This is a genomic window from Streptomyces sp. NPDC059649 (assembly GCF_042734445.1).
Taxonomy (GTDB): domain Bacteria; phylum Actinomycetota; class Actinomycetes; order Streptomycetales; family Streptomycetaceae; genus Streptomyces.
The window spans coordinates 92266-110905 of the sequence record NZ_JBHWDV010000017.1 but is presented as its reverse complement, the minus strand read 5'-3'; the positions used below and the strand labels follow the sequence as shown (position 1 = coordinate 110905).

Annotated in this window: 16 protein-coding genes and 3 pseudogenes; 7 read left to right on the top strand and 12 right to left on the bottom strand. The window is 69.0% G+C overall.

The window, feature by feature from the left end; genetic code table 11:
• Positions 1-295 precede the first annotated feature (295 nt).
• The 4 genes from ACFV1J_RS20160 to ACFV1J_RS20145 form a co-directional block, all read right to left on the bottom strand.
• Entirely contained in the window at positions 296-3304 is a 3009-nt protein-coding gene (locus tag ACFV1J_RS20160) for an NACHT domain-containing protein (protein WP_385859953.1), read from the bottom strand.
• Positions 3305-3524: 220 nt separating this feature from the next.
• On the bottom strand, positions 3525-3866 hold the full coding sequence (locus tag ACFV1J_RS20155) for a hypothetical protein (protein ID WP_385859952.1): 342 nt from the start codon (positions 3864-3866) through the stop codon (positions 3525-3527).
• A 287-nt stretch (positions 3867-4153) separates the two neighbouring features.
• Positions 4154-5530: an FAD-binding oxidoreductase gene (locus tag ACFV1J_RS20150; RefSeq protein WP_385859950.1), complete on the bottom strand. Its 1377-nt coding sequence runs from the start codon at positions 5528-5530 to the stop codon at positions 4154-4156.
• 73 nt (positions 5531-5603) lie between these two features.
• Positions 5604-6455: a DAPG hydrolase family protein gene (locus tag ACFV1J_RS20145; RefSeq protein ID WP_385859948.1), complete on the bottom strand. Its 852-nt coding sequence runs from the start codon at positions 6453-6455 to the stop codon at positions 5604-5606.
• A gap of 963 nt (positions 6456-7418) precedes the next feature.
• Between ACFV1J_RS20145 and ACFV1J_RS20140 the strand changes: the two genes are divergently transcribed.
• Positions 7419-8063, top strand: coding sequence for a hypothetical protein (locus ACFV1J_RS20140; RefSeq protein ID WP_385859946.1), 645 nt, complete (start codon positions 7419-7421; stop codon positions 8061-8063).
• A gap of 492 nt (positions 8064-8555) precedes the next feature.
• Here ACFV1J_RS20140 and ACFV1J_RS20135 read toward each other — a convergent pair whose 3' ends face one another.
• Positions 8556-9191, bottom strand: coding sequence for a TetR family transcriptional regulator (locus ACFV1J_RS20135; RefSeq protein WP_385859944.1), 636 nt, complete (start codon positions 9189-9191; stop codon positions 8556-8558).
• A 103-nt stretch (positions 9192-9294) separates the two neighbouring features.
• Here ACFV1J_RS20135 and ACFV1J_RS20130 point away from each other — a divergent pair, with 103 nt between their 5' ends.
• A complete protein-coding gene (locus ACFV1J_RS20130; protein WP_385859941.1) occupies positions 9295-10161 on the top strand; it encodes an alpha/beta hydrolase fold domain-containing protein in 867 nt (288 codons plus the stop codon).
• Positions 10158-12185 carry a mycothiol conjugate amidase Mca gene (gene mca / locus ACFV1J_RS20125; protein WP_385859939.1) on the top strand — a complete coding sequence of 676 codons (2028 nt, stop codon included), beginning with the start codon at positions 10158-10160 and terminating at the stop codon, positions 12183-12185. The genes ACFV1J_RS20130 and mca overlap by 4 nt, the downstream gene beginning before the upstream one ends.
• Before the next feature lie 52 nt (positions 12186-12237).
• Here mca and ACFV1J_RS20120 read toward each other — a convergent pair whose 3' ends face one another.
• The 3 genes from ACFV1J_RS20120 to ACFV1J_RS20110 are packed head-to-tail and all read right to left on the bottom strand — an operon-like array spanning position 12238 to position 13624.
• Positions 12238-12495, bottom strand: a complete 258-nt coding sequence (locus ACFV1J_RS20120; protein ID WP_385859937.1) for a hypothetical protein — start codon at positions 12493-12495, stop codon at positions 12238-12240.
• A gap of 56 nt (positions 12496-12551) precedes the next feature.
• On the bottom strand, positions 12552-12956 hold the full coding sequence (locus tag ACFV1J_RS20115; protein ID WP_385859935.1) for a hypothetical protein: 405 nt from the start codon (positions 12954-12956) through the stop codon (positions 12552-12554).
• Positions 12854-13624 carry a helix-turn-helix domain-containing protein gene (locus ACFV1J_RS20110; RefSeq protein ID WP_385859933.1) on the bottom strand — a complete coding sequence of 257 codons (771 nt, stop codon included), beginning with the start codon at positions 13622-13624 and terminating at the stop codon, positions 12854-12856. Before ACFV1J_RS20110 ends, ACFV1J_RS20115 begins: the two co-directional genes overlap by 103 nt.
• A 103-nt stretch (positions 13625-13727) precedes the next feature.
• On the opposite strand from ACFV1J_RS20110, the gene ACFV1J_RS20105 reads away from it, so the two are divergent.
• Entirely contained in the window at positions 13728-14348 is a 621-nt protein-coding gene (locus tag ACFV1J_RS20105; protein ID WP_385859931.1) for a plasmid pRiA4b ORF-3 family protein, read from the top strand.
• Between the two features lie 255 nt (positions 14349-14603).
• Positions 14604-14888 carry a helix-turn-helix transcriptional regulator gene (locus tag ACFV1J_RS20100; RefSeq protein WP_385859929.1) on the top strand — a complete coding sequence of 95 codons (285 nt, stop codon included), beginning with the start codon at positions 14604-14606 and terminating at the stop codon, positions 14886-14888.
• Between the two features lie 172 nt (positions 14889-15060).
• Here the strand turns inward: ACFV1J_RS20100 and ACFV1J_RS20095 are convergent, their stop codons facing one another.
• Positions 15061-15624, bottom strand: coding sequence for a GrpB family protein (locus tag ACFV1J_RS20095; RefSeq protein WP_385859927.1), 564 nt, complete (start codon positions 15622-15624; stop codon positions 15061-15063).
• 170 nt (positions 15625-15794) lie between these two features.
• Here ACFV1J_RS20095 and ACFV1J_RS20090 point away from each other — a divergent pair.
• Positions 15795-16396: pseudogene (locus ACFV1J_RS20090) on the top strand (IS5 family transposase); the annotation flags it as partial.
• 66 nt (positions 16397-16462) lie between these two features.
• On the opposite strand, the pseudogene ACFV1J_RS20085 reads toward ACFV1J_RS20090, so the two are convergent.
• The 3 genes and pseudogenes from ACFV1J_RS20085 to ACFV1J_RS20075 all read right to left on the bottom strand — a co-directional run.
• Positions 16463-16510 (bottom strand): annotated as a pseudogene (locus ACFV1J_RS20085) (hypothetical protein); the annotation flags it as partial.
• 102 nt (positions 16511-16612) lie between these two features.
• Positions 16613-17287, bottom strand: a complete 675-nt coding sequence (locus tag ACFV1J_RS20080; protein WP_385860013.1) for a L,D-transpeptidase — start codon at positions 17285-17287, stop codon at positions 16613-16615.
• Between the two features lie 51 nt (positions 17288-17338).
• A pseudogene (locus ACFV1J_RS20075) lies at positions 17339-17601 on the bottom strand (pyridoxamine 5'-phosphate oxidase family protein); the annotation flags it as partial.
• A gap of 575 nt (positions 17602-18176) precedes the next feature.
• Here ACFV1J_RS20075 and ACFV1J_RS20070 point away from each other — a divergent pair.
• Complete coding sequence (locus ACFV1J_RS20070) at positions 18177-18347, top strand: helix-turn-helix domain-containing protein (protein WP_385860011.1); 171 nt, start codon at positions 18177-18179, stop codon at positions 18345-18347.
• The last annotated feature ends 293 nt before the right edge of the window (positions 18348-18640 follow it).

Below are 18640 nucleotides of genomic sequence, written 5' to 3'. Positions count from 1 at the left end.
GCCGGCTGGGCACGCGGCATCAATGATCCAGTTCATCAGCGCGAGCACCGCCGGTCGCAGCCACGGCCCCACGCCGGGCCGCAGGCTCCGGGCCTGCTCCACCACCCGCACCAGCGCCTGCTGGGCCTTCAGCACCTGAGTGGACCGCGGCCGATACGGACCCCGGACCACTGCACCACGGATCCGGCACGACCGCGCCGCGCGCACAGGATTTCCCGGGCCCTTCACACCTGCGGGCCGGTGGACGGGCCAGCCGCAGTGTGCGCGGTGCGTTGTTTCCCGGCGGCCGCCCGGGTCAGGGGCGCTGGTCGCGGAACGATGTGAGGAGACCGCCCGTGCGGCGGCCCTCCACGGTGACCGACACCCGCCCCGGGTCGAGCCCGTCGAGGCCGATGACCTTCGTCGTGTTCCGGACGCGGACGGTGACGGAGTTGATGCCCCGCACCCGGGACACGTCGAGGGGCGCCCGGCGCGGCCTGCGGTGCAGATTCAGGTGCAGCCGGGTGAGTCCGGGGAAGAGGGCGGCGAAGTCGGGCAACGTTGCCGTTTCCGCCACCCCCTTGAGCCGCAGGGACGTGATCGAGGGCAGCGCGACCTCCGGGAGGGCGACGCGGTCGGCGAAGCCGAGGCTCAGCGTGGTCAGCAGCGGAATGGCCTGGAGCGCGGAGAGGTCCAGGCCGACTGGTACGCAGTCGAGCACGAGTTCCCGGATGCCGCTGTCGGCGAGTGGTTTCAGGGACAGCGTGGACGTCGGATTGTGTACGTGCAGGCGTCGCAGTCCGGTCAGACCGCCGAGGGCGGGAAGCTCCGATGTGCGGTGGTCGGCCGTGCCCAGCGCGAGGGACACCACGGAGTCCCGGTCGAGGACGGCGGAGAGCTCGTGGATCAGCGACGGCTGGGGGAGCGACAGGTTCGGCGCCTCGGGGAGCTGGCGCAGACACGCCACCTGCTCCGCGTTCGTCACCGGGATCTCGATGTCGTCGCAGCGGCAGCTGGCCAGGATGGACTCGGTGAACTCGACCGTGTCGAACCGCGGCCACGCGTTGACGACCTCCTGCCGGATACCGCGCTGGGGCGCGTCCTTGTACGCCTGCATCCGCTGCAGGGCGGCCGGGCCCCCGATCAGCCCGATCGTGCGCACGCTCGCAACGGCCTGCTCCTCCGTCATGTCGGCCGGCCCCGACAGCACGTCGAGGACCACCGCGCCCGCCTGCGCCAGGTTCTCCGCCTCCTCGCGGGTGGCCGGAGGGATGAGGAAGGCGGCGCGGCTGATCACCTCCGCCCTGACCGCCGGGTCGAGCGTCGTGGCGTTCTCCAGGCTCGCCGCGGCCAGGAGGTGATAGCGGCGCCGCTGGGAGGGACGCTGGTCGCCGATTGCCACCAGTTTGCGGAGCAGTTCGGCGCGCTCGCGTTCGCGGGCGTGGCCGACGGCCATGCGGATGACGTCCTCCCACTGGTCGTCGCCGGCGTTCTTGGCGAGCAGATCCAGGTCCGAGGTCTCGACGGCCGCCTTCGCGCCAAGGTAGTCCTGAAAGGTCCTGTGGATGAAGTCGACCGTGTCCGGCGTGGGTTCCCGTAACAGCCCGCTGCGCAGCAGCAGATGACGGAACACCTGGTGCGCGCCGTCCAGCGGGACGACGTGCGGCATGGAGGGCAGCCGTTCCCGGATGATGCGAACGGCCAGCGCCTGGGTCGCCTCGGAGCGCCCGTTGCGGATGAGCCAGTACGCGAGCCGCTGGAGGAGCTGGACCTGTTGCTCCTCGGTCAGCTGCAAGCCCTCCGGCGCGATGACCTCCCGCTCCTTGTCGCGGCGGACCAGGAGCATCCGCAGCGCGGCCGCGTACAGGTCCATGCGCCCGTCGGGCAGCTGCGAGTGCCGGTCGCGGTGCAAAGCGCAGATCACCGAGCACATCAGGGGATTGGTGGCGAGCTGGTACAGGTCAGGCTTGCGGCGCAGGGTGACGTGCAGGGCGGCCCGGTACTGCTCCACCTCGGTGCGCTCCTCGGCGTCCTCGAGAGTCGACAGGGCCGCGTCGTGCCACCGGTTGACGAACTTGTCGATGTCGCGCTGGTTGAGGGGCAGCAGGTCGAACTCGACGAACCCGAGGTCCGCCGCCCAGCCGATCGGGACCGCGGAGGGGCGCGTGGTCACGAGGAAGAACGTGCGCGGGTAGATCTCGGTCAGTTCCGTGAGCCACCGCTTGGTCAGCAGCCTCTTCGACTCCGAGATCTCGTCGATGCCGTCGACGAGGACGATGCCGCGCCCGCTGTGCAGGACCCGGTCGGCCCAGCCCTCCGGTTGCGCGCCGTCCAGCATGCTGCCGGCCATGGCGAGGAACTTGTGAGCGGTGGGGAGCGTGGACTCCTGCGCCAGGCTGCGGAGCGGGAGGATGAACGGGACACGGCCGCGGAGGAAGGCGAGCTCGTCGTCGAAGTCGTTCTGCGCGGCGCTGACGGCGAGCCACTGGGCCAGTGTCGTCTTGCCTGAACCGGCGGGGCCCCGCAGCACTACACGGTGCTTCCCGGTCAGGGCCCCTTCGACCCGGAGCCGGTGGGTGGCCGAGACACCTCCGTCGCGGTTCTGCGCCGAGAGTTCCAGGCTCAAATAGGCCGTGTCGAGCGGCCATCGGGCCTGACCGGGAGCGCTGAGGTCGAGCCCGAAGATGGCGAGCTTTCCGTACTTGAGCCCGAGGTGCTCCAGGTAGCGCTGCTCGAAATCGGCATCCTGGCTGCGTGGCGGGGGAAGCCGCGCCGTCAGCACCTCCATGCGGCGCATGGTCTCGTCGATCATGCGGGTCTGCGTGATCAGCGTGGCCGGGATGAAGGCCGAGCGCTGCGTGAAGAACTGCAGGATGTGCAGGCAGCAGACGTCGAGCAGGGAACGGTAGAGGTTCGTTGCGTCGGCGCTCATGTTCCGCGTCGAGTCGTCCGCCGCGGCCGACAGCTTGCGCGCCAGCTCGACGTGCCCGAGGTGGACTGCCTGGACGTCCTCCATCTCCAGGTCGCCGAGCGAGAGCAGGGTCTTGGTCAGCGCGTCGACCACGGCTATCCGGTCACCGTCGTGCACCGCCGGCTCGTACGGGTTTGCGGCGAGGGTCCGGCTGATCAGCTTCTCGCTGATCTTGCGTACGTCTCGCTCGTCCAGGGTGCGCTTCTGGCCACGCCAGCTGACCAGTTTGGAGACACGGATCGGCTTGCTCACGAGGTCGGCGCCGCTCTCCTCCCGCACGAACAGCTTCGCCACGAGCGGCTTGATCAGTGTCGAGGCGACCCGCGCCGCCATCCCCAGAGCCGCAGGCTCCACCTTCGACCGCCTCTCGGTGAACCGTCGCGTCGACATCAGGTTAGAGGCGCGGAGGCCCTCTGTCGCCGCAGCACCGAAATCTCCGCGGCTGCGGGTCCTGGCCGGCCGCGCCGAACCGGTACGCATCGTGAGGGAGTCAGGAGTTCCCGGGTCGTTCTTGTCTCGCGTCACTGCACCGACATCCCCAGGCACAGCGGTGGCGGGGAAGTCACCGAGGCCTTCACTGAGTGATGTCGACGAGGGACAGTTCTCGGGGGCGACGCTCATCGCGCGGTGCCAAGGTGGGCAGGGCGGAGGCGCGGGTGCGAGGACGGTTGAGCGAGGACCTCACCAGCCCGTTGCCGAACGGCGCGGCCTCCTTCGGCAGCTCGGCGTGCGGGGTCACCCGCAGGGTCAGCTCGGCGCAGGCGGTCAGCAGCACCGTCACCCCGACGTACACGAACACGAGCACGAACGCGCTGCCGATCGACCAGTCCGCCCACGCATCCACCTCATCCGTTCCGATGTGCTGTGGAATCCGGCTGGGAAGGTGCGGATAGCGGACGATGCCCCAGAGGACCATGGCGGCGAGCAGTGCGGCGTTGGGAAGCAGCTACAGACGTACGGGAGCTGAGAAGACCATGGGATCAATTGTCCGATGGCGAGGCGCCGTTGGTGGCCGTACCGGCCGTATGGGTCACGACAACAGGGGCCGGGGAGTTCAGCGGCGGTTCGGCTGTGGCGCTGCTCCGTTCGCCGCCCGGTAGCGGTGGGCGAGGGTGACGGCCATGGCGCCTTCGCCTACGCCAGCGGCGCGTGCGCCGGAGGGGCAGCGCGAAGGCAGGTTCCGTCCGCCTTCCCTCGATGTCGTTACTTCGGCGCGTCCTCCGAGGCGTTGGCGGCCGGTTCGGGGCGGCCGAGCCAGGAGATGAAGAGCCTGTCGGGATCCCAAGTGGTGCGGAGGTCGTCGAGGCGTCGGAGGTTCTCGTCGGTCAGGAAGCGGTAGGGGCGGTTGATCAGGTTCTCGTCGGCCAGTTGGATACCGGTGGCGTACGGCTCCCAGGCACGCATGTGCTCGGTCACCCAGTCCGTGTACCTCCGGTCCTCGGCCGGATCGGACCAGGCCGCGTACAGCCCGTAGTACAGCTCGTCCTCCACCGAGAAGGCCATCGGCGGACGTTCGGGCTGTCCCTCGTACCCTCCCCAGTTGTACAGCACCATGTGCGAGGGCGCCGGGGGCCAGGTCCTCAGCATGGCCTGGAAGTTGGGCCACAGGTCGTCGAAGGACGCGTGGGTCCACATGTTGTCGGCCAGGTAGCGCTTGGTCTCGTCGTAGTGCGGATCGGTGCCGAGCCGGCTCAGGGTGCCGGTGTCCGTCACTTGGTTGAGCCGAGTGGTGAGCACCTGTGCGCGTGCCGGGCAGGACTCGAAGACCGACAGCTGCTCCCTGGCCTCCTCCTCGGTATCGGTGAAGGCGGTGGCATTCAGGGAGATGAGCGGCTGGTCGTGCGTCATCGGATCCCGGTTGCACATGAGGTTGATCTCCGCAGGGGTCCGACGGCCGATCTCGTGGACGAAGGCGTAGACGTCCCGCGCGGCCGAGGCGGGCCAGAAGTAGCCGCTGTTCATGGTGATGCGCTTGCGCGGGTAGAGCTTGACGTGGAACCGGGTGACGACGGCGAAGAAGCCGGGACCGGCGCCTCGGGCGGCCCAGAGCAGGTCGGCGTGATGGGTCTCGTCCGCGTGGATCCGCTCCCCGTCGGCGGTGACGGCATCGATGCCGGTGACCGACATACAGGCCGGTCCGTAGTCCCGCCCGGCCCAGGCGAATCCGCCTTGCAGCAGATAGCCGCCGATGGAGACGCCCGTGCAGTGCCCCGTGGGGAAGAACAGGTTCTTCTCCGCCAGCATTGAGCTGAGTTCGGACCCTTTGATTCCGGGTTGCGCCGTGCCGGTCATCGCCTCGGGGTCGACGGACACATGGCGCAGATTGGAGAGGTCGATCAGCAGCGTGCCGTCGCGCAGGTGCGAACCGGACCAGCTGTGTCCCCCGGAACGCACCGCGATGCGCAGGCCCTCCTCCCTGGCCAGCTTCACTGCTCCGACGACATCGTCCTCGTTGTTCGCCAGCACGATCACCTCGGGGTGTCGGTCGGGGACCCCCGCGTGCCAGCAAGCCTCCCTGCGCAGGCTCTCGTAGCGGTAGTCACGGCGCCGGAGCACCCTGCCCTCGATGTGGTTCGCCATGTCCGCTCCCTTCGCGGAATCGCATCGGTATCACCTGCCGCCCGAATCCCGGACCGTGAGACGTCGGACTGGTTCACTCTGGGCCGCTGCGCGGGAACTCGTCGAAGAGGTCAGGGAGGAACACGGCGAGGTGGTTCATTTCCTGCGCGCAGTGCACGACCATGGCGCGGGCCTGCGCGTCCCCGAGATTTCTCACCCCTTCGGCGACCTTTTCGAGTTCACCGGTCGGGGAGGCTCCGCCGCGGGCGGCGACGTGGCCTCCGCCCATCCAGAAGCGCGAACGCATCTCGGCGCCACCGTCCACCCGCCGCACGTAGTGGACCAGATGGCCCCAGTCGAGCGGGACGTCCGAGAACCCGACCCTCGCGCAGACCGCGGTCGCCTTCAGCGGATCGAGCCCGTCCTCGTCGAATCCCAGACGGCTGGGACGGACGAAACGAATGGCGAGACGGCCGGGTACGTTGCCGACGTACTCGTCCACGAACGACGTGCCGTCGACGTACCTCTCGCGATAGGGAGCGCTTTGTTCCCCCGCACCACCGGGCCGTTCCGCGTACAGGTGGGCTCGTGGATACCACAGCTTGTACCGCTGGGTCTCCGTGGCGTGCCACCAGAACCACCAGTCCACCATCTCGGGGGAGACCCCCGGCATGTAGGTGAGCGTGGCGACGTGCATGGAACCGTCGTCGAAGAGGCTGTATCCGTTCTCCAGCTCCTGGTATCCGGCCTCGTCCAGTGTGCCCACGTCGTCCAGGCGCAGACACAGCGGAGGCGCCTGCGGACCGAGACCGATCGCCTCCTTGATGTGCTCCGGCAGCGGAGCCATCACAGGGTTCCAGTACTTCGCGTACCACTTGCCGTCCAGTTCGCCGGGGCGCATTCCCAGATGGGTCTGACGGGCGGGATCGGGACGTGACTCGGTCATCGGTCCTCTTTCAGCCGGACGAGCTCATGACGTCGGAGGGCGTGAGGACACGCCCTTCTTCGTCCAACGCCTTGACCCGGTCGTACGGCCCTGGGGCGTCCCTCGGGGCCGCCGTCTCGAAGCCGGCCCGCCCGGCGTGCCAGGAGGAGCCCGGGTGGGGGACGAAGGCGAGGTCGCTCTTCGAGCCGGCCGTACACCGCGGTGCCGACCGCAATGGGGCCGACGAAGGTCGTGCCGCGGGCCGTGCCCGGACGCCTCGTCGTCAGCGTGACCCGCCGCGGATGCGGGCCGGGCTCGGAGACGAAGCTCCCTACACCGCGGCCCGACGGGATCGGCGAAGCGGTGACCGCGCTGCCGGACGGCAGAGCGGGCCAGGTCGCGCACGGCCGTGGCGAACCAGGTCGCGCCACGGCCGTGGTGGGCCCGGTCGCGAGCCGGCCGGGGCGAGGCACTGCCATGTCCCGTCTCCTCACGGTCCTGTCTCCGTCTCCGCCCACGTCGCTTGAGCTGTCGCCCCTGGCGAAGTTAGGCGCCACCGCGGGCTTGCGCCTGTTGGATGCCCCTGCAGTGGGCCATTTGGATGCTCTGGTGGCACCACACGGAAAGACGAGAGGGCCATTGCCCCTGGCCGGCCCCTGACCGAGGCCCGGGTTCTCCGTCCTCGCTGCCGTCGCGACCGCCAACGATGAAGGTCGGACGACCGGCACGGCTCTGCCGAGTGCTCGTCACGCCCGGAGACGGCTGGGCACCCATGACGGCGGCCTTCACCCTGATGGCCCCACTTCCCTCGCGGCGGTGGTTTCAGGAAGTTAGCTTGACTACGAGTCTGCTCTCGCATTCCGTGTCGAGCCGGAGAGACCCGAGGTCATGAGCGAGCAGGCTGATAAAGGGGAAGGTGCTGGCCGGGAGACCGTTTCGTCCTGGGCAAGCAGGTGGTCCATGCCCGTGCGGTAGGAGGTAGACATGTCGGGTGAGCAGCGTCCCTCCCGGCCGGAAGGTGCACAGAATGGCCAGGAACCAAGGCCCGGGGTATGGAGGTGGGCCCGTGAGCTCAACTCGGACCGTGCCATCTCGACTGTCGGGGGAACGCCGATCGCGATTCTGGGGGGATTCTCGCTCAGCAATGCGGTGGTAGCGGCGAACGAACCCCAGGGGGTGTGGCGTGAGATAGCCATTGCATGCTTCGGGGTCGCCGTCACGTTCTTGATCTGTGCCCTGCTGTTCATTCTCATGGCGACGCGCTACACCTCCAGCCCCAGGGAGCGGCTGGAGTGGGAGCCGGAAGCCAGATGGCAGTCGGAGAAAATGGAAGATATCCGGAGATTTCAGCGTCAAGACAAATGGCTGCTCGAACGCTACTTCAGGAATATTGCGTGGGCCACCACCATCGGAATCGCGGGGGCCTTGTTGGGCATGGCCGCGCTGCTGGTCTCCTCTCATATCTCCTGGGCGGTCATTTTCGTGGTATTCCTGCTGAGTTCATGCTCTGCTCTTGCGGTACTTGCCAATTTTCAGCGGCCGAGGTGGATCTTTCCGCGCCCGGAAAACGCGCCGGATGTTCCACTGCCTGTCCTCACCCCTGAAGAATGGGAATGGGCGCGTAAGTGACCGCGCCGCTCACGGTCTCCCGTGCCCTGCCGCGCACTCGCCAACGCCGCAGGTCGCCGACGGGCGCCGGGGGGGGAGGGAATGCCTGCGGACTGCCGCGCGCGTCGACCAGTGCGTGTCCCCCAGAGTCCTAGCCCGGACACCAGCCGCAAAGTAGCGCGTTGATCCGGCGCTCGCCGCTGTGGCCACCTTCTCGTCGTGTTCGCGCAGCATCCGCATGACGGTGGCGGATGAGGGGTGCCGGCCCTTCTTCGTGCCGGTGGTGATGACGAGCCGCTTGGCTCACGATCCCGGAGCGTTTCATGAGGGTGTTTCAGGCATCCAGCCGTTTGCAACAACTCATGAAACGTGATCTCCACAGGTGGACAGCCAGGTGATCGCCTCTTTCACGAGCGACCACCCGTGAAACACTGTCGGGCGTCGCCGATTCTCGTCGCTGCGCAGCGCGCTGGGGTCACGCGGAATGGCCCGTCGTGGAGGACACGGACCGGATCAGGCGGCCTCGCGTACCGCGTAATCGGCGAGGGATGGTTCCAGCAGCGCGAAGACCTCCTCGGCCGCCTCGGGTAGGGCGTCTGCGAGCTGGCCGTTCGTGCGGCCCGCAATGGTGAGGTCCAGGGCGTGGTGGAACAGAGTCCGGTGGGCCGCGGCGAGTAGGGCTGCGGCGGCCCGGGGGGCGAGCGAGCCGGCGCGTACCCCGGTCTCAGCGGCGAGGGCCTCGGCGAGGGCGTCCTCGCGCTGCTGGTGGAGTTCGCGCAGGCGGGCGGCGAGAGTGGGGCTGCCGGTGATCATCCGGGCGAACTCCGGTCCGGAGAAGCCCGCGAGGGCGTCCTGCCGGTCGACGGCCGCCAGATACTCGCGGCGCAGCCCGGCGAGCGCGGACTCGCCTTCCCTGCGGGAGCCCAGTGCGGCGGCCAGGCTGCCGCGGAAGGTCTCGTGGAAGTCGAGGGCCAGATCCTCCTTGCGCGGGAAGTAGTTGGTGACGGTCATCTTGGCCACCTGCGCCGCGGCGGCGATCTCGGCGATGGTCACCGCCTCGAAGCCGCGCTCCAGGAACAGCCGCGTCGCGGTGTCGGAGATGGTCTGGCGGGTCTGGTGCTTCTTCAGTTCGCGCAGTCCGGTTGCCATGTCGGCCAGCTTAACTTAGGTCCAATCAACTATTGTAGTTGACCTCTGAATAGGTCTGACCTAAGTTTATGTCTGTCCGAGTGAGACAGGAGAAGGGAACCGTGTGAACCTGCGCATCACCCCGGAACAGTCCGCCGCCGTCCGCGAGCGGCTCGCCCAACTTGCCGACGGCATCCCCGAAGCACCCGCCGACGCCGACCTCGCGCCCGCGTTCCCCGACCCCGGTATCCCGTCCGGTAGCTGGGCCGACGCCTCCGGCCGGACGCCCGGCGAGGCAGGTGCGCTCCTCTACGTCCACGGCGGCGGGTTCTCCGGCCGGCAGCCGGAAGCGGAGAGGGCCCTGGCCCGCCACCTCTCCCGTGCCACCAACCGCCCCGTCCTTGGCGTCGACTACCGGCTCGCCCCGCAGCACCCCTACCCGGCGGCCCTGCACGACGTCGCCGCCGCCCACCGGGCACTGGTCGACCAGGGGGTGCCCGCCGGGCGCATCGTCCACTTCGGTGAGTCGGCCGGCGCCACCCTGGTGCTCTCCGCCCTCCTCACCCTCAAGGCGGCTGGGGAGCCGCTGCCCGGCGCGGCCGTGCTGGTCTCTCCGCTCGCCGATCTGACCCTTTCCTCCCCCTCCCTGACGGACAACCGGGGGCGGGACACCGTCACCAGGGAGGGCCTGGAGCATGTCTGCGCCCAGTATCTGGCCGGGGCGCGGCCTGATGCCGCGCCCCAATCCCCCCTGCACGGCGACCTGTCCAAGCTGCCAGCCCTGCTGATCGCTGCGGGCGGCGCCGAGGCCCTCGCCGATGACGCCCGCCGCCTCGCCGCTGCCGCCCGGGCGGCAGGGACGGTTACAGAGCTTGACCTCTACGAGGACCTGCCGCACGTCTTCCACCTGGCTCTGCTGGCCGGCCCGACCGCCGCCACCGACACCTTCCTCTACCGCCTGGCGGAGTGGACCGAAAGGAACGCCGCATGAACCTGCGCGTCAGCCGAGAACAAACGCTCCGCCTGATGAGCGTCCACGCCCACCCCGACGACGAGTCCAGCAAGGGTGCGGCGACGCTGGCCAAATACGCCGCCGAGGGCGCCGAGGTCCTGGTGGTCACCTGCACAGGCGGTGAGCGCGGTACCGTGCTCAACCCCGCCATGGACCGCCCCGAGGTGCGGGCCGACCTGGCCCGGATCCGCCGCGAGGAGATGACCGCCGCCCGCGAAATCCTCGGCGTCCGCCAGCAGTTCCTGGGTTTCACCGACTCCGGCCTGCCCCCCGAGGGGGAACCGCTGCCCGAAGGCTGCTTCGCCGCGGTTCCGCTGGAGGAGTCGACGGCGGCGCTGGTCGCGCTGGTCCGCGAGTTCCGCCCCCATGTGCTGCTCACCTACGACCAGACCGGGGGCTATCCGCATCCCGACCACATCCGCACCCACCAGGTGGCCGTCGCCGCCTACCAGGCGGCGGGAGACGGTGACCGCTTCCCGGAGGCGGGGCCGGCCTGGCAGCCGTCCAAGCTCTACTACCACGGGGCGCTGTCCAGGGCCTGGTTCAAGGCCCTGCACGACGGCATGACCGCGCGTGGAATTCCCTCCGGCATGGAGGAGGTGCTCGCCGAGTTCGGTGACGAAGGCACCGACGCGACCGCGGAGTTCACCACCCGGGTGCCGTGCGCGGAGCATTTCCCCACCCGCGACCGGGCGTTGCTGGCCCACGCCACTCAGATCGACCCGAACGCCGACTTCATGCTCCACGACCGCGCGGTGGAGCGGGAGGTGTGGCCCACCGAGGACTACCACCTGGCCGACTCCCGGGTCCCGGTCTCCCTTCCGGAGGACGATCTGTTCGCAGGGGTGCGGCCCGAGCCGCCCAGGGTGCTGGTCTCCGGGGGCGGGGTGGCGGGCTCCGCAGTGGCGTACTGGCTCAAGCGGCACGGGTACGCCCCCACGGTCGTCGAGCGCTCCCCCACGCTGCGGCGCGGCGGCCAGGCAGTCGACTTCCGCGGCCCGGCCCTGACCTTTCTCGAGCGCATGGGCATCCTCGACCGGGTCCGCGAGCGGGACACCGGGATCGGCGACTGCACCGTCGTGGATGCCGCAGGCGAGCCGTATGCCGTGATACCGGCCGTCGTCTACTCGGGCGAGCTGGAGGTGCTCATCGACGAGCTGATCGCGATCCTGCACCACCGGGCCGCCGAGACGGGGGTCGAGTACCGCTTCGGCGACTCGATCACCGCACTGGTTCCGGACGACGACGGCGTCGACGTCACCTTCGAGCACGCCCCGCCGGAGCGCTTCGACGTGGTGATCGGCGCCGATGGGGCGCACTCGGCGGTCCGCGGCCTGGCGTTCGGCCCCGAAACCGAGTTCGCGCACTACCTCGGCTGCTACTACGCCTACTGGGAGACCGACAACCACCTCGGACTCGACCACGAGGGAATGGCCACCGGCGACGGCCGGAGCGCGGCACTGAGCGTGTTCACCGTCAAGGACAACGAGCGCACCCGAGCGGGCCTGCTGTTCAAGTCCGACCAGTTACTGCCCGTCGACCGCCACGACCGGCGCGCCCAGGCAGAGGTCCTCAAAGCCCGCGCCGCACACCTGGGCTGGCAGGCCCCGGTGCTGCTGGAGAAGCTGGACCATGCGGCAGACCTCTACTTCGACGCCATGGTCCAGATCCGGATGGACACCTGGTCCGCCGGTCGCGTCGCCCTGGTCGGCGACGCCGCGTTCTGCGCCGCCCCCACATCCGGACGCGGCACCTCCCAGGCCCTGATCGGCGCGTACATCCTGGCGGCCGAACTGGCCGCGGCTGACGGCGACTACACGGCCGCCTTCACGGCCTACGACAAGGCTCTGCGCCCCTATGTCGAGCACAACCAGGCCATCGGCGTCCACGGAAGCCAGTACGTCTTCACCCCGCCGACCCAGGAGATGTTCGACGCGTTGGCGGCCCAGGCCCGCGAAGGCGAGGCCGAACCTGGCCCGGAACCGCTGCTGCGGAACTGCTGACAACGAAACGGCCCAGCCACACAGGCAAGCCTGCCGGACGGCTACCGGTCGTCTAGTGAACTGGACGCTCTCGCTGAGGAATTGGCCAAGCATTGGCGATCGCGGAGTGGGTGTTGAACCGGCTGGCCGAGCAGTCGCGGGCCGATACCGGAGCGACAGCCTCGGCATCTGCCTGAACCTGCGCATACCAGACGTCGCCGAACTGATCGTGGAGGTCCTTGAGTTGCTCGTCGCTGAAGCCGTCGAGGTGGGGCTGCCACACCCGGGACAGCACCAGGTACCAGCGCAGGGCGAACGAGTGGCGCAGCATATGGGCGCGAGCCCACACGGGGCACTCGGACCGGCGGCGCTCGCGCTGTCCGGGTGTCAGTTCCTCTGCCGAGAGGTCGGCCCAAAGGTCAGCGATGCGCTCGTTGGCGTCCCGGAACGTGTTTTCCCACCCACCGACCTTCTTCGGCACGCCATCGTGCGAGAGCCACACCGCGAGCGGCTCCAGCCCCGTCGGAGCCCGACGGAACAGGCGTTCGCGCTCGTCGGGTCCCAGCACGTCCAAAGAGACCGGCACCGAAGCCCCGGACGCCGTCTCCACATGCAGCTCCCGCGTGCGCGCGGTGTCCGAGTTGCCTTGGCAACGTGTGATGAGCCGTTGTCGAGGACCAGGTGGATGGTCAAGCCGGCATCAATGGCCTGGTCCAGCTGGCGGAGGAAGCGGATGAAGGCCGCGGAGTTGTTGCGGGTGATGTCTTCGACGAGGACCTGGCCGGTGTACACGTCCAGGGCGGCGATGATCGAGGCCGTGCCGTGGCGACGGTATTCGAACTCACGGCGTTCGACATCGCAGGGCCGTGCGGGACGGGTGGGGGGCGGCGGGAGCGCGCCTGGATAGCGGTCTTCTCATCAATGCTGAGCACGATCGACCGCGCCGGCCGGTGCAGATGGAGCGCGCAGACCTCGGCGGCCTTCTTGTGGAAGTCCGGGTCGTCGGGACGGGTGAGCCACCCCCTCACCAGGTGAGGCTTGAGATCCGGGCTGGCCAGAATCCTGCCGACCTGGGGGGCGGATATTCCGTAATGTTCAAGGGAGTTGGCGACCGACTTGTGGGTCCACTGACTGTCGGTGGACGGCTTGGCGGAGGTGACCGTGGCGACGACCGCCAGGTGGACTTCGGGACCGTAGCGGCGCGGCCGGCCCGGGCGGCTGCGGTCCTCCAGCGCGGCGATGCCTTCGTGGTGAAACCGCTTGCGCCAGCGTCGGACGGTGGCAACGTGTACTCCCGGATCGCGGGCGATCGCCGCGGTGGGCAGCCCGCCAGCGGCGGCCAGCGCAGCCCGGGCGCGCAGGATGCGTCGCAGCGGAGCTGTGCGTGAGCGGGCCAACTGCCGGAGCATCTCCCGCTGTTCCGTGTCCCAGACCACCGTGAACGGGCTTCGCGCCGGCATGACCCCACCCCGGGACTCGACAGTGTCGATCATTGTCGCCTGGACGAGTACGGCGAGCGGCAACCTGCTCTACGGCACCACGACGGCTGGCAGGATGGCCGCCATGGCGAACACCAGACGCGCGAAGCCGATCTCCCAGGCCCGGGCCGTGCCGGCGACGGCCGTCCACACGATCAAGGTCACTCTCCACGGCTCCCGCCCCCCGATCTGGCGCCGGCTGGAGGTGCCGTCGAGCACGCCCCTGCAGCGGTTGCACCACCTCATCCAAGCGGCCTTCGGCTGGGAGGACTACCACATGTGGGCCTTCGAGGCCGGGCGGGAGCGGTACGGCCTCGCCGACCGAGAGCTGAGCATCCGCAGTGCCGCCTCGAAGCGTCTGGGTGACGTCGCCCCGATCATCGGTGGCCGGCTTGGCTACACCTACGATTTCGGTGACAACTGGGAACACGACATCCTCGTGGAGGCCGTCAGCGAGGCCCAGCCCGGTACCGCCTACCCCCGCTGCCTGACCGGGCGTCGCGCCTGTCCCCCCGAGGACTGCGGCGGGGTGTGGGGATACGGCTACCTCGTCGAGATCCTCGCCGACCCGAACCATGAAGAGCACGAGGAACGTCTGGAGTGGCTCGGCCTCGACTCCGCCGGCCAGTTCGACCCCGCCGCGTTCGACCTGGCCGAGGCCAACAAGGCCCTCACCGACTACCAATCCGTCCTGATCCAAGGCTGACGCACGATCGCCCCAGCCTCATCAGCTGGGGCGATCAAGACCCTCGCAGGATCAACGCGTCGCTGCACTAGTTGCTGTCGCCCGGCACACGAGGCTGGGAGCGCGGCGATCGTCCAAGCATTCCGGTCCCGCCGGGGGCTATGCGCAACACGGCTCAGTTGCCGACTCGGTCATTGTGGCTGCCCCTGCGGTGGCCAGGGCGCACGGGGCGTACAGCCAGCGACCTCCGCGCCCCGCATCCCGTCAAGGGCATGCATGCGGCCGGCCCCAGTCGCTGCCTTGAAGGTGGCCGGCCAGCCCTCAGAGTACGACGGTGATCTGAACGCGCAAGTCACCTTTGACAGTTGGAGGTGTAAAGCTTACTTTACACCCATGCGAAATGAGGTTCGCCGCCTGCGCGCCGCGCCAGGGCTCTCCCAGCAAGCACTGGGTGCGGCGCTGGGAGTGTCTCGGCAGACAGTGAATGCCATCGAGCAGGACCGCTACGACCCGTCGCTACCGCTGGCCATACGAATCGCCCGATACTTCGGACTCACCTAGAGCGCGCCGACCAGGCCCGCGTACGGGGCGGAGTAGCCGCGCTCGACGGTGAGGTAGAGGGCCAGGAAGGTAGCGTCTCATTAAGCCGTACGCAACGCATGCCGGACGATGCATTGATCTGCCGTGACTGGCCCCTTCGCCGTTACGGGGAGCTGCCCTGAACGCACCGGCCTTACTCCGCCGAACAAGGCTCCCAGTCGACTGCGCGCGCCCACTCCTCGGCTCGGGCCATGATCTGGCCGATCAGGCAGCTCTTGGCGTCGGCGTAGGCGTTCATGTCCTCCCAGTCATGTCGCGCGAGTTGCCGTTTGAGATCCGCGTACGCTTGCCGGTCCCCGGCGTCACGGCGAAGCCACTCGCGGAAGAGCAGGTGGCGACGCTCCCAGTCACTGCCGACGCCGCAGATGTGGACGTGGACGTCGAGAGCGGGGGCCCGCACCATACGGTGGCCGGGCTGTCGGACTCGCAGCTCGTAGCCGACGGCGAGCAGCGCGCCGAGGTAATCGTCCTCGGCCTCCACGTCGGGCACGCTCACATCGATGTCGATGATCGGTTTGGCAGCGAGTCCGGGAACGGACGTGGACCCAATGTGATCAACGCGGCGCGCCGTGGAACCGAGAGCCTCAAGTATGCGTATGCGCTCGCGGGCGAATCGGGATGGCCAATCGGGGTCGTACTCGGCGAGGCGGATGACACGCTTTTCACGGCCCCCGATGAGCTCAGGCTGCTGGTCCACACCGATCAGTATGACGTGTCCCCAGCACATCTTCGTATCGAAGGCACCCGTGGCAGTAGCTCTCCTCACCGGGAGGCGCCAGCTGTGCGTCACAGCCAGACTTAGAACTCCTAACGAAATGATCTTCGAGGTGGTTGGATTGCTCCGGACCTGGTGATCTGGGGGTGCGGGTGGCGCGGCCTAAGCCGTGGGAAGTTGATGACGAGCTGTGGGTGGTGATCGAGCCGCGGTTGCCGAAGGCGGAGCGTCGGGTTCGGCATCCCGGGCGTAGGCGGCATCCGGACAGACCGGTGTTCCAGGGCATCCTGTTGTCCTGCACACTGGGATCGCCTGGGAGCACCTGCCGCAGGAACTCGGCTTCAGCTCGGGCATGACCTGCTGGTGCCGCCTGGCCGAGTGGACCGAGGCCGGGGTCTGGCTCCGGCTGCACGAGCTCCCCTTGGCCAGGCTCCGCAGAGCGAATGCCCTGGACTTCTCCCAGGCGGCGGTCGAAGGGTCTCACGTCCGGGCGTTAAAGGGGGCTCCAAGACCGGACGAAGCCCCGTCGACCGGGGCAGGACGGGCAGCAAGCAGCATCTGATCACGGATGCCACGGGTATCCCGCTCGCCGCTGCCTTGAACGGCGGCAACCGCAACGACGTCACCCAGCTCATCCCACTGCTTCAGGGCGGTTCCGCCGGTGCGGGGCAAGCGAGGCAGGCCCCGGCGCCGCCCGGACGTGGTGCTGGGCGCCCGCGGCTACGACCACGACAAGTACCGCCGACTGGTCAGGGGCCCGAGGCGGCGGTGCCGCCGAAGAAGGGACGCCGCTGGCCAGGCGCCGCCCGAAGACCGCTTCCTGCTCGGCTACGGACAGGGCGGCGAACCTGGGCAGGTCGAGTTCCATGCGCCGCAGCACGGCAAGGGTCCCGCGCCGGCGACCGCCCAGGGGGAGAGCCACAGGTCGTGTTGTTGTTTGGCGGGCCGATGAGGCGATCGATGGGCTCATCTAGTAACGAGTGATCGCGGTGGGCCCCGAGGTGGTCCCGATCGCGATGTGCGGCCGCTGCCGGGGCTCGGCCCAGGTCAGGATCCGGCGCATGGCCTCCGCGGGCGTCGAGACACAACCAGCCGTTGCCGCTCGCCCGTTGACGTGCAGAAAGATGCCCGCGCCCCGGCCGCGTACCGGCTTCCTGTAGTTGAAGCCGATGACGAGCGCATGTGCGTACGGGGTGCCGTAGTCGGCGAGATGCTCGGACTCGGCGGCGCGGCAGTCGGCGGGCAGCGGCTCGGCCCAGCGGTTGTAGGAACGCGAGCGATTGTCCTGGCACCACCAGGATTGCCGGTTCACCCGGCGGTACGGCATCGAGGTCCCGCTCGGCGCGGCCTTGATCCCGAAGCCGTAGGGGAGGTCGTACAGACCGGTGGGAGTGGTGTCAGTGCCCTGTCTGCGCTTGCCGCCCTCGACCAGACCCTTGGACCCGAACCGGGCGGGCGCGGTGCCGGCCACGACCCACTTGCCGCCTCGCCGGTCCCACCAGGTCAGCGTCCCCGTTGTGGCGCCGCCGCGGGGCGCGACGGCGGTGATCAGCTGGTTGCCTCCGCCGGTGTCGGCCAGCCGGTCCGGCAGCGGCGAACCGCTAGCGTCCGAGGTCAGGGTGAACAGGACGGCAGAGAGCGCGATACCGGCAGGTGGGACGGCCACGGCAGCTCCCGAAGGGAGAGGGACGGTTGCTCAGAAGTTACTGGGCGGCAGCGGAAGAGGCAGCCCAGGCAGGCCGTCGATGCTGTGTGCGAAGTGGTCCGTCTTGGTGAAGTGCACGCTCAGCGAGGCGTTCTGCTCACGCGAGAGGCGCAGGCCGTACCCGCAGGTCGCGCTCTCCGTCGTACGACATGAAGGGCACCCTGTATCCGCAGGGGCCACGGATGAGTGCGGCCGTGACCACGAGGATCGCGACCAGCCCGCGCGGGCCGGTCGATGCCCGGGACGTGGGGGAGAGTGGCCCGGTCGGTGACGGCCAGTGGCGGCGATGCCGTGGCGCCTGGGGATCCGGTGGGCGGTGGAAGCTGCTTGCAGCCGAGCGTCGAGGTGAGGAACTCACCGGAGTCCTCGGTCGTACCCGCGGAGGGCAGGCCGCAGGCGGAAACCGAGGCCAGTGCGACGACGGGCCGATGATGTGACGACGGAGTCGTGGTGCGCCGGCGGGTCCGTGGCTCCGCCCGGTGCGCCCCTGACATGGGCCACCACACGCTGTTCATCTGTCCGACGGACGAGGTGGCCCTGGGACGGCTCTCGCCTCCAGCGAAGGACCTTTTCGCCGACGTGGCGGTCGCGGTCGCGCCGGTGGCCAGAGGCCTGGCGCGAGTCCGGGAGTCTGCGGCGGCCGCCAGGGAAATCATGATCGATCTACCGATGGACACTTCGGACGTGGCCACCTTGTCGGACCGCTGGCGGTCGGTGACGCGGCATCTTCTCGCCGGGGTGGGGTGCGACCTGGGCCAGATCGTCTTCCCGTACCTGAAGAGGTGCACGGACCTGGAGCGCAGAAAGATCCTGGAAACCGTCAGCACCTATCTGGAGAAGGGAATCCTGGGCGCCACGGGCCGCGTGCTGGAAGTGCCACCGCAACACCGTGCTGAACCGGCTGAACGCCTTCGAGGCGTACACCGGCCTCGAAGTACAACGGCCCTACGACGCGGCTGCCGTGATCATCGCCCTGGAGTGGCAGGGACCACGGCCCTGACGGACGGTGGACGAGCCAACCGGCCATGCGGCGTGAGAGCTGAACGAACAACGCCGTGCCTGTCGACGACAACAGCTACTCATAATTCGCCGATGCCGATGCCGATGCCGATGCCGATGCCGATGCCGATGCCAAGGCTCAGTACGTCGACGGCCGGCCCCGCCGTTTGCGGCCGTTGCCCGGGTCCAGACCGGTCACGGAGGTGGACCCGGCTGCCGGGGCCGCGGTATCGGGTAACCAGCGGCCAGGCACTGGGCTGTCGGGTACGGGTGGTGCCGCGGCCCCAGGAGTGG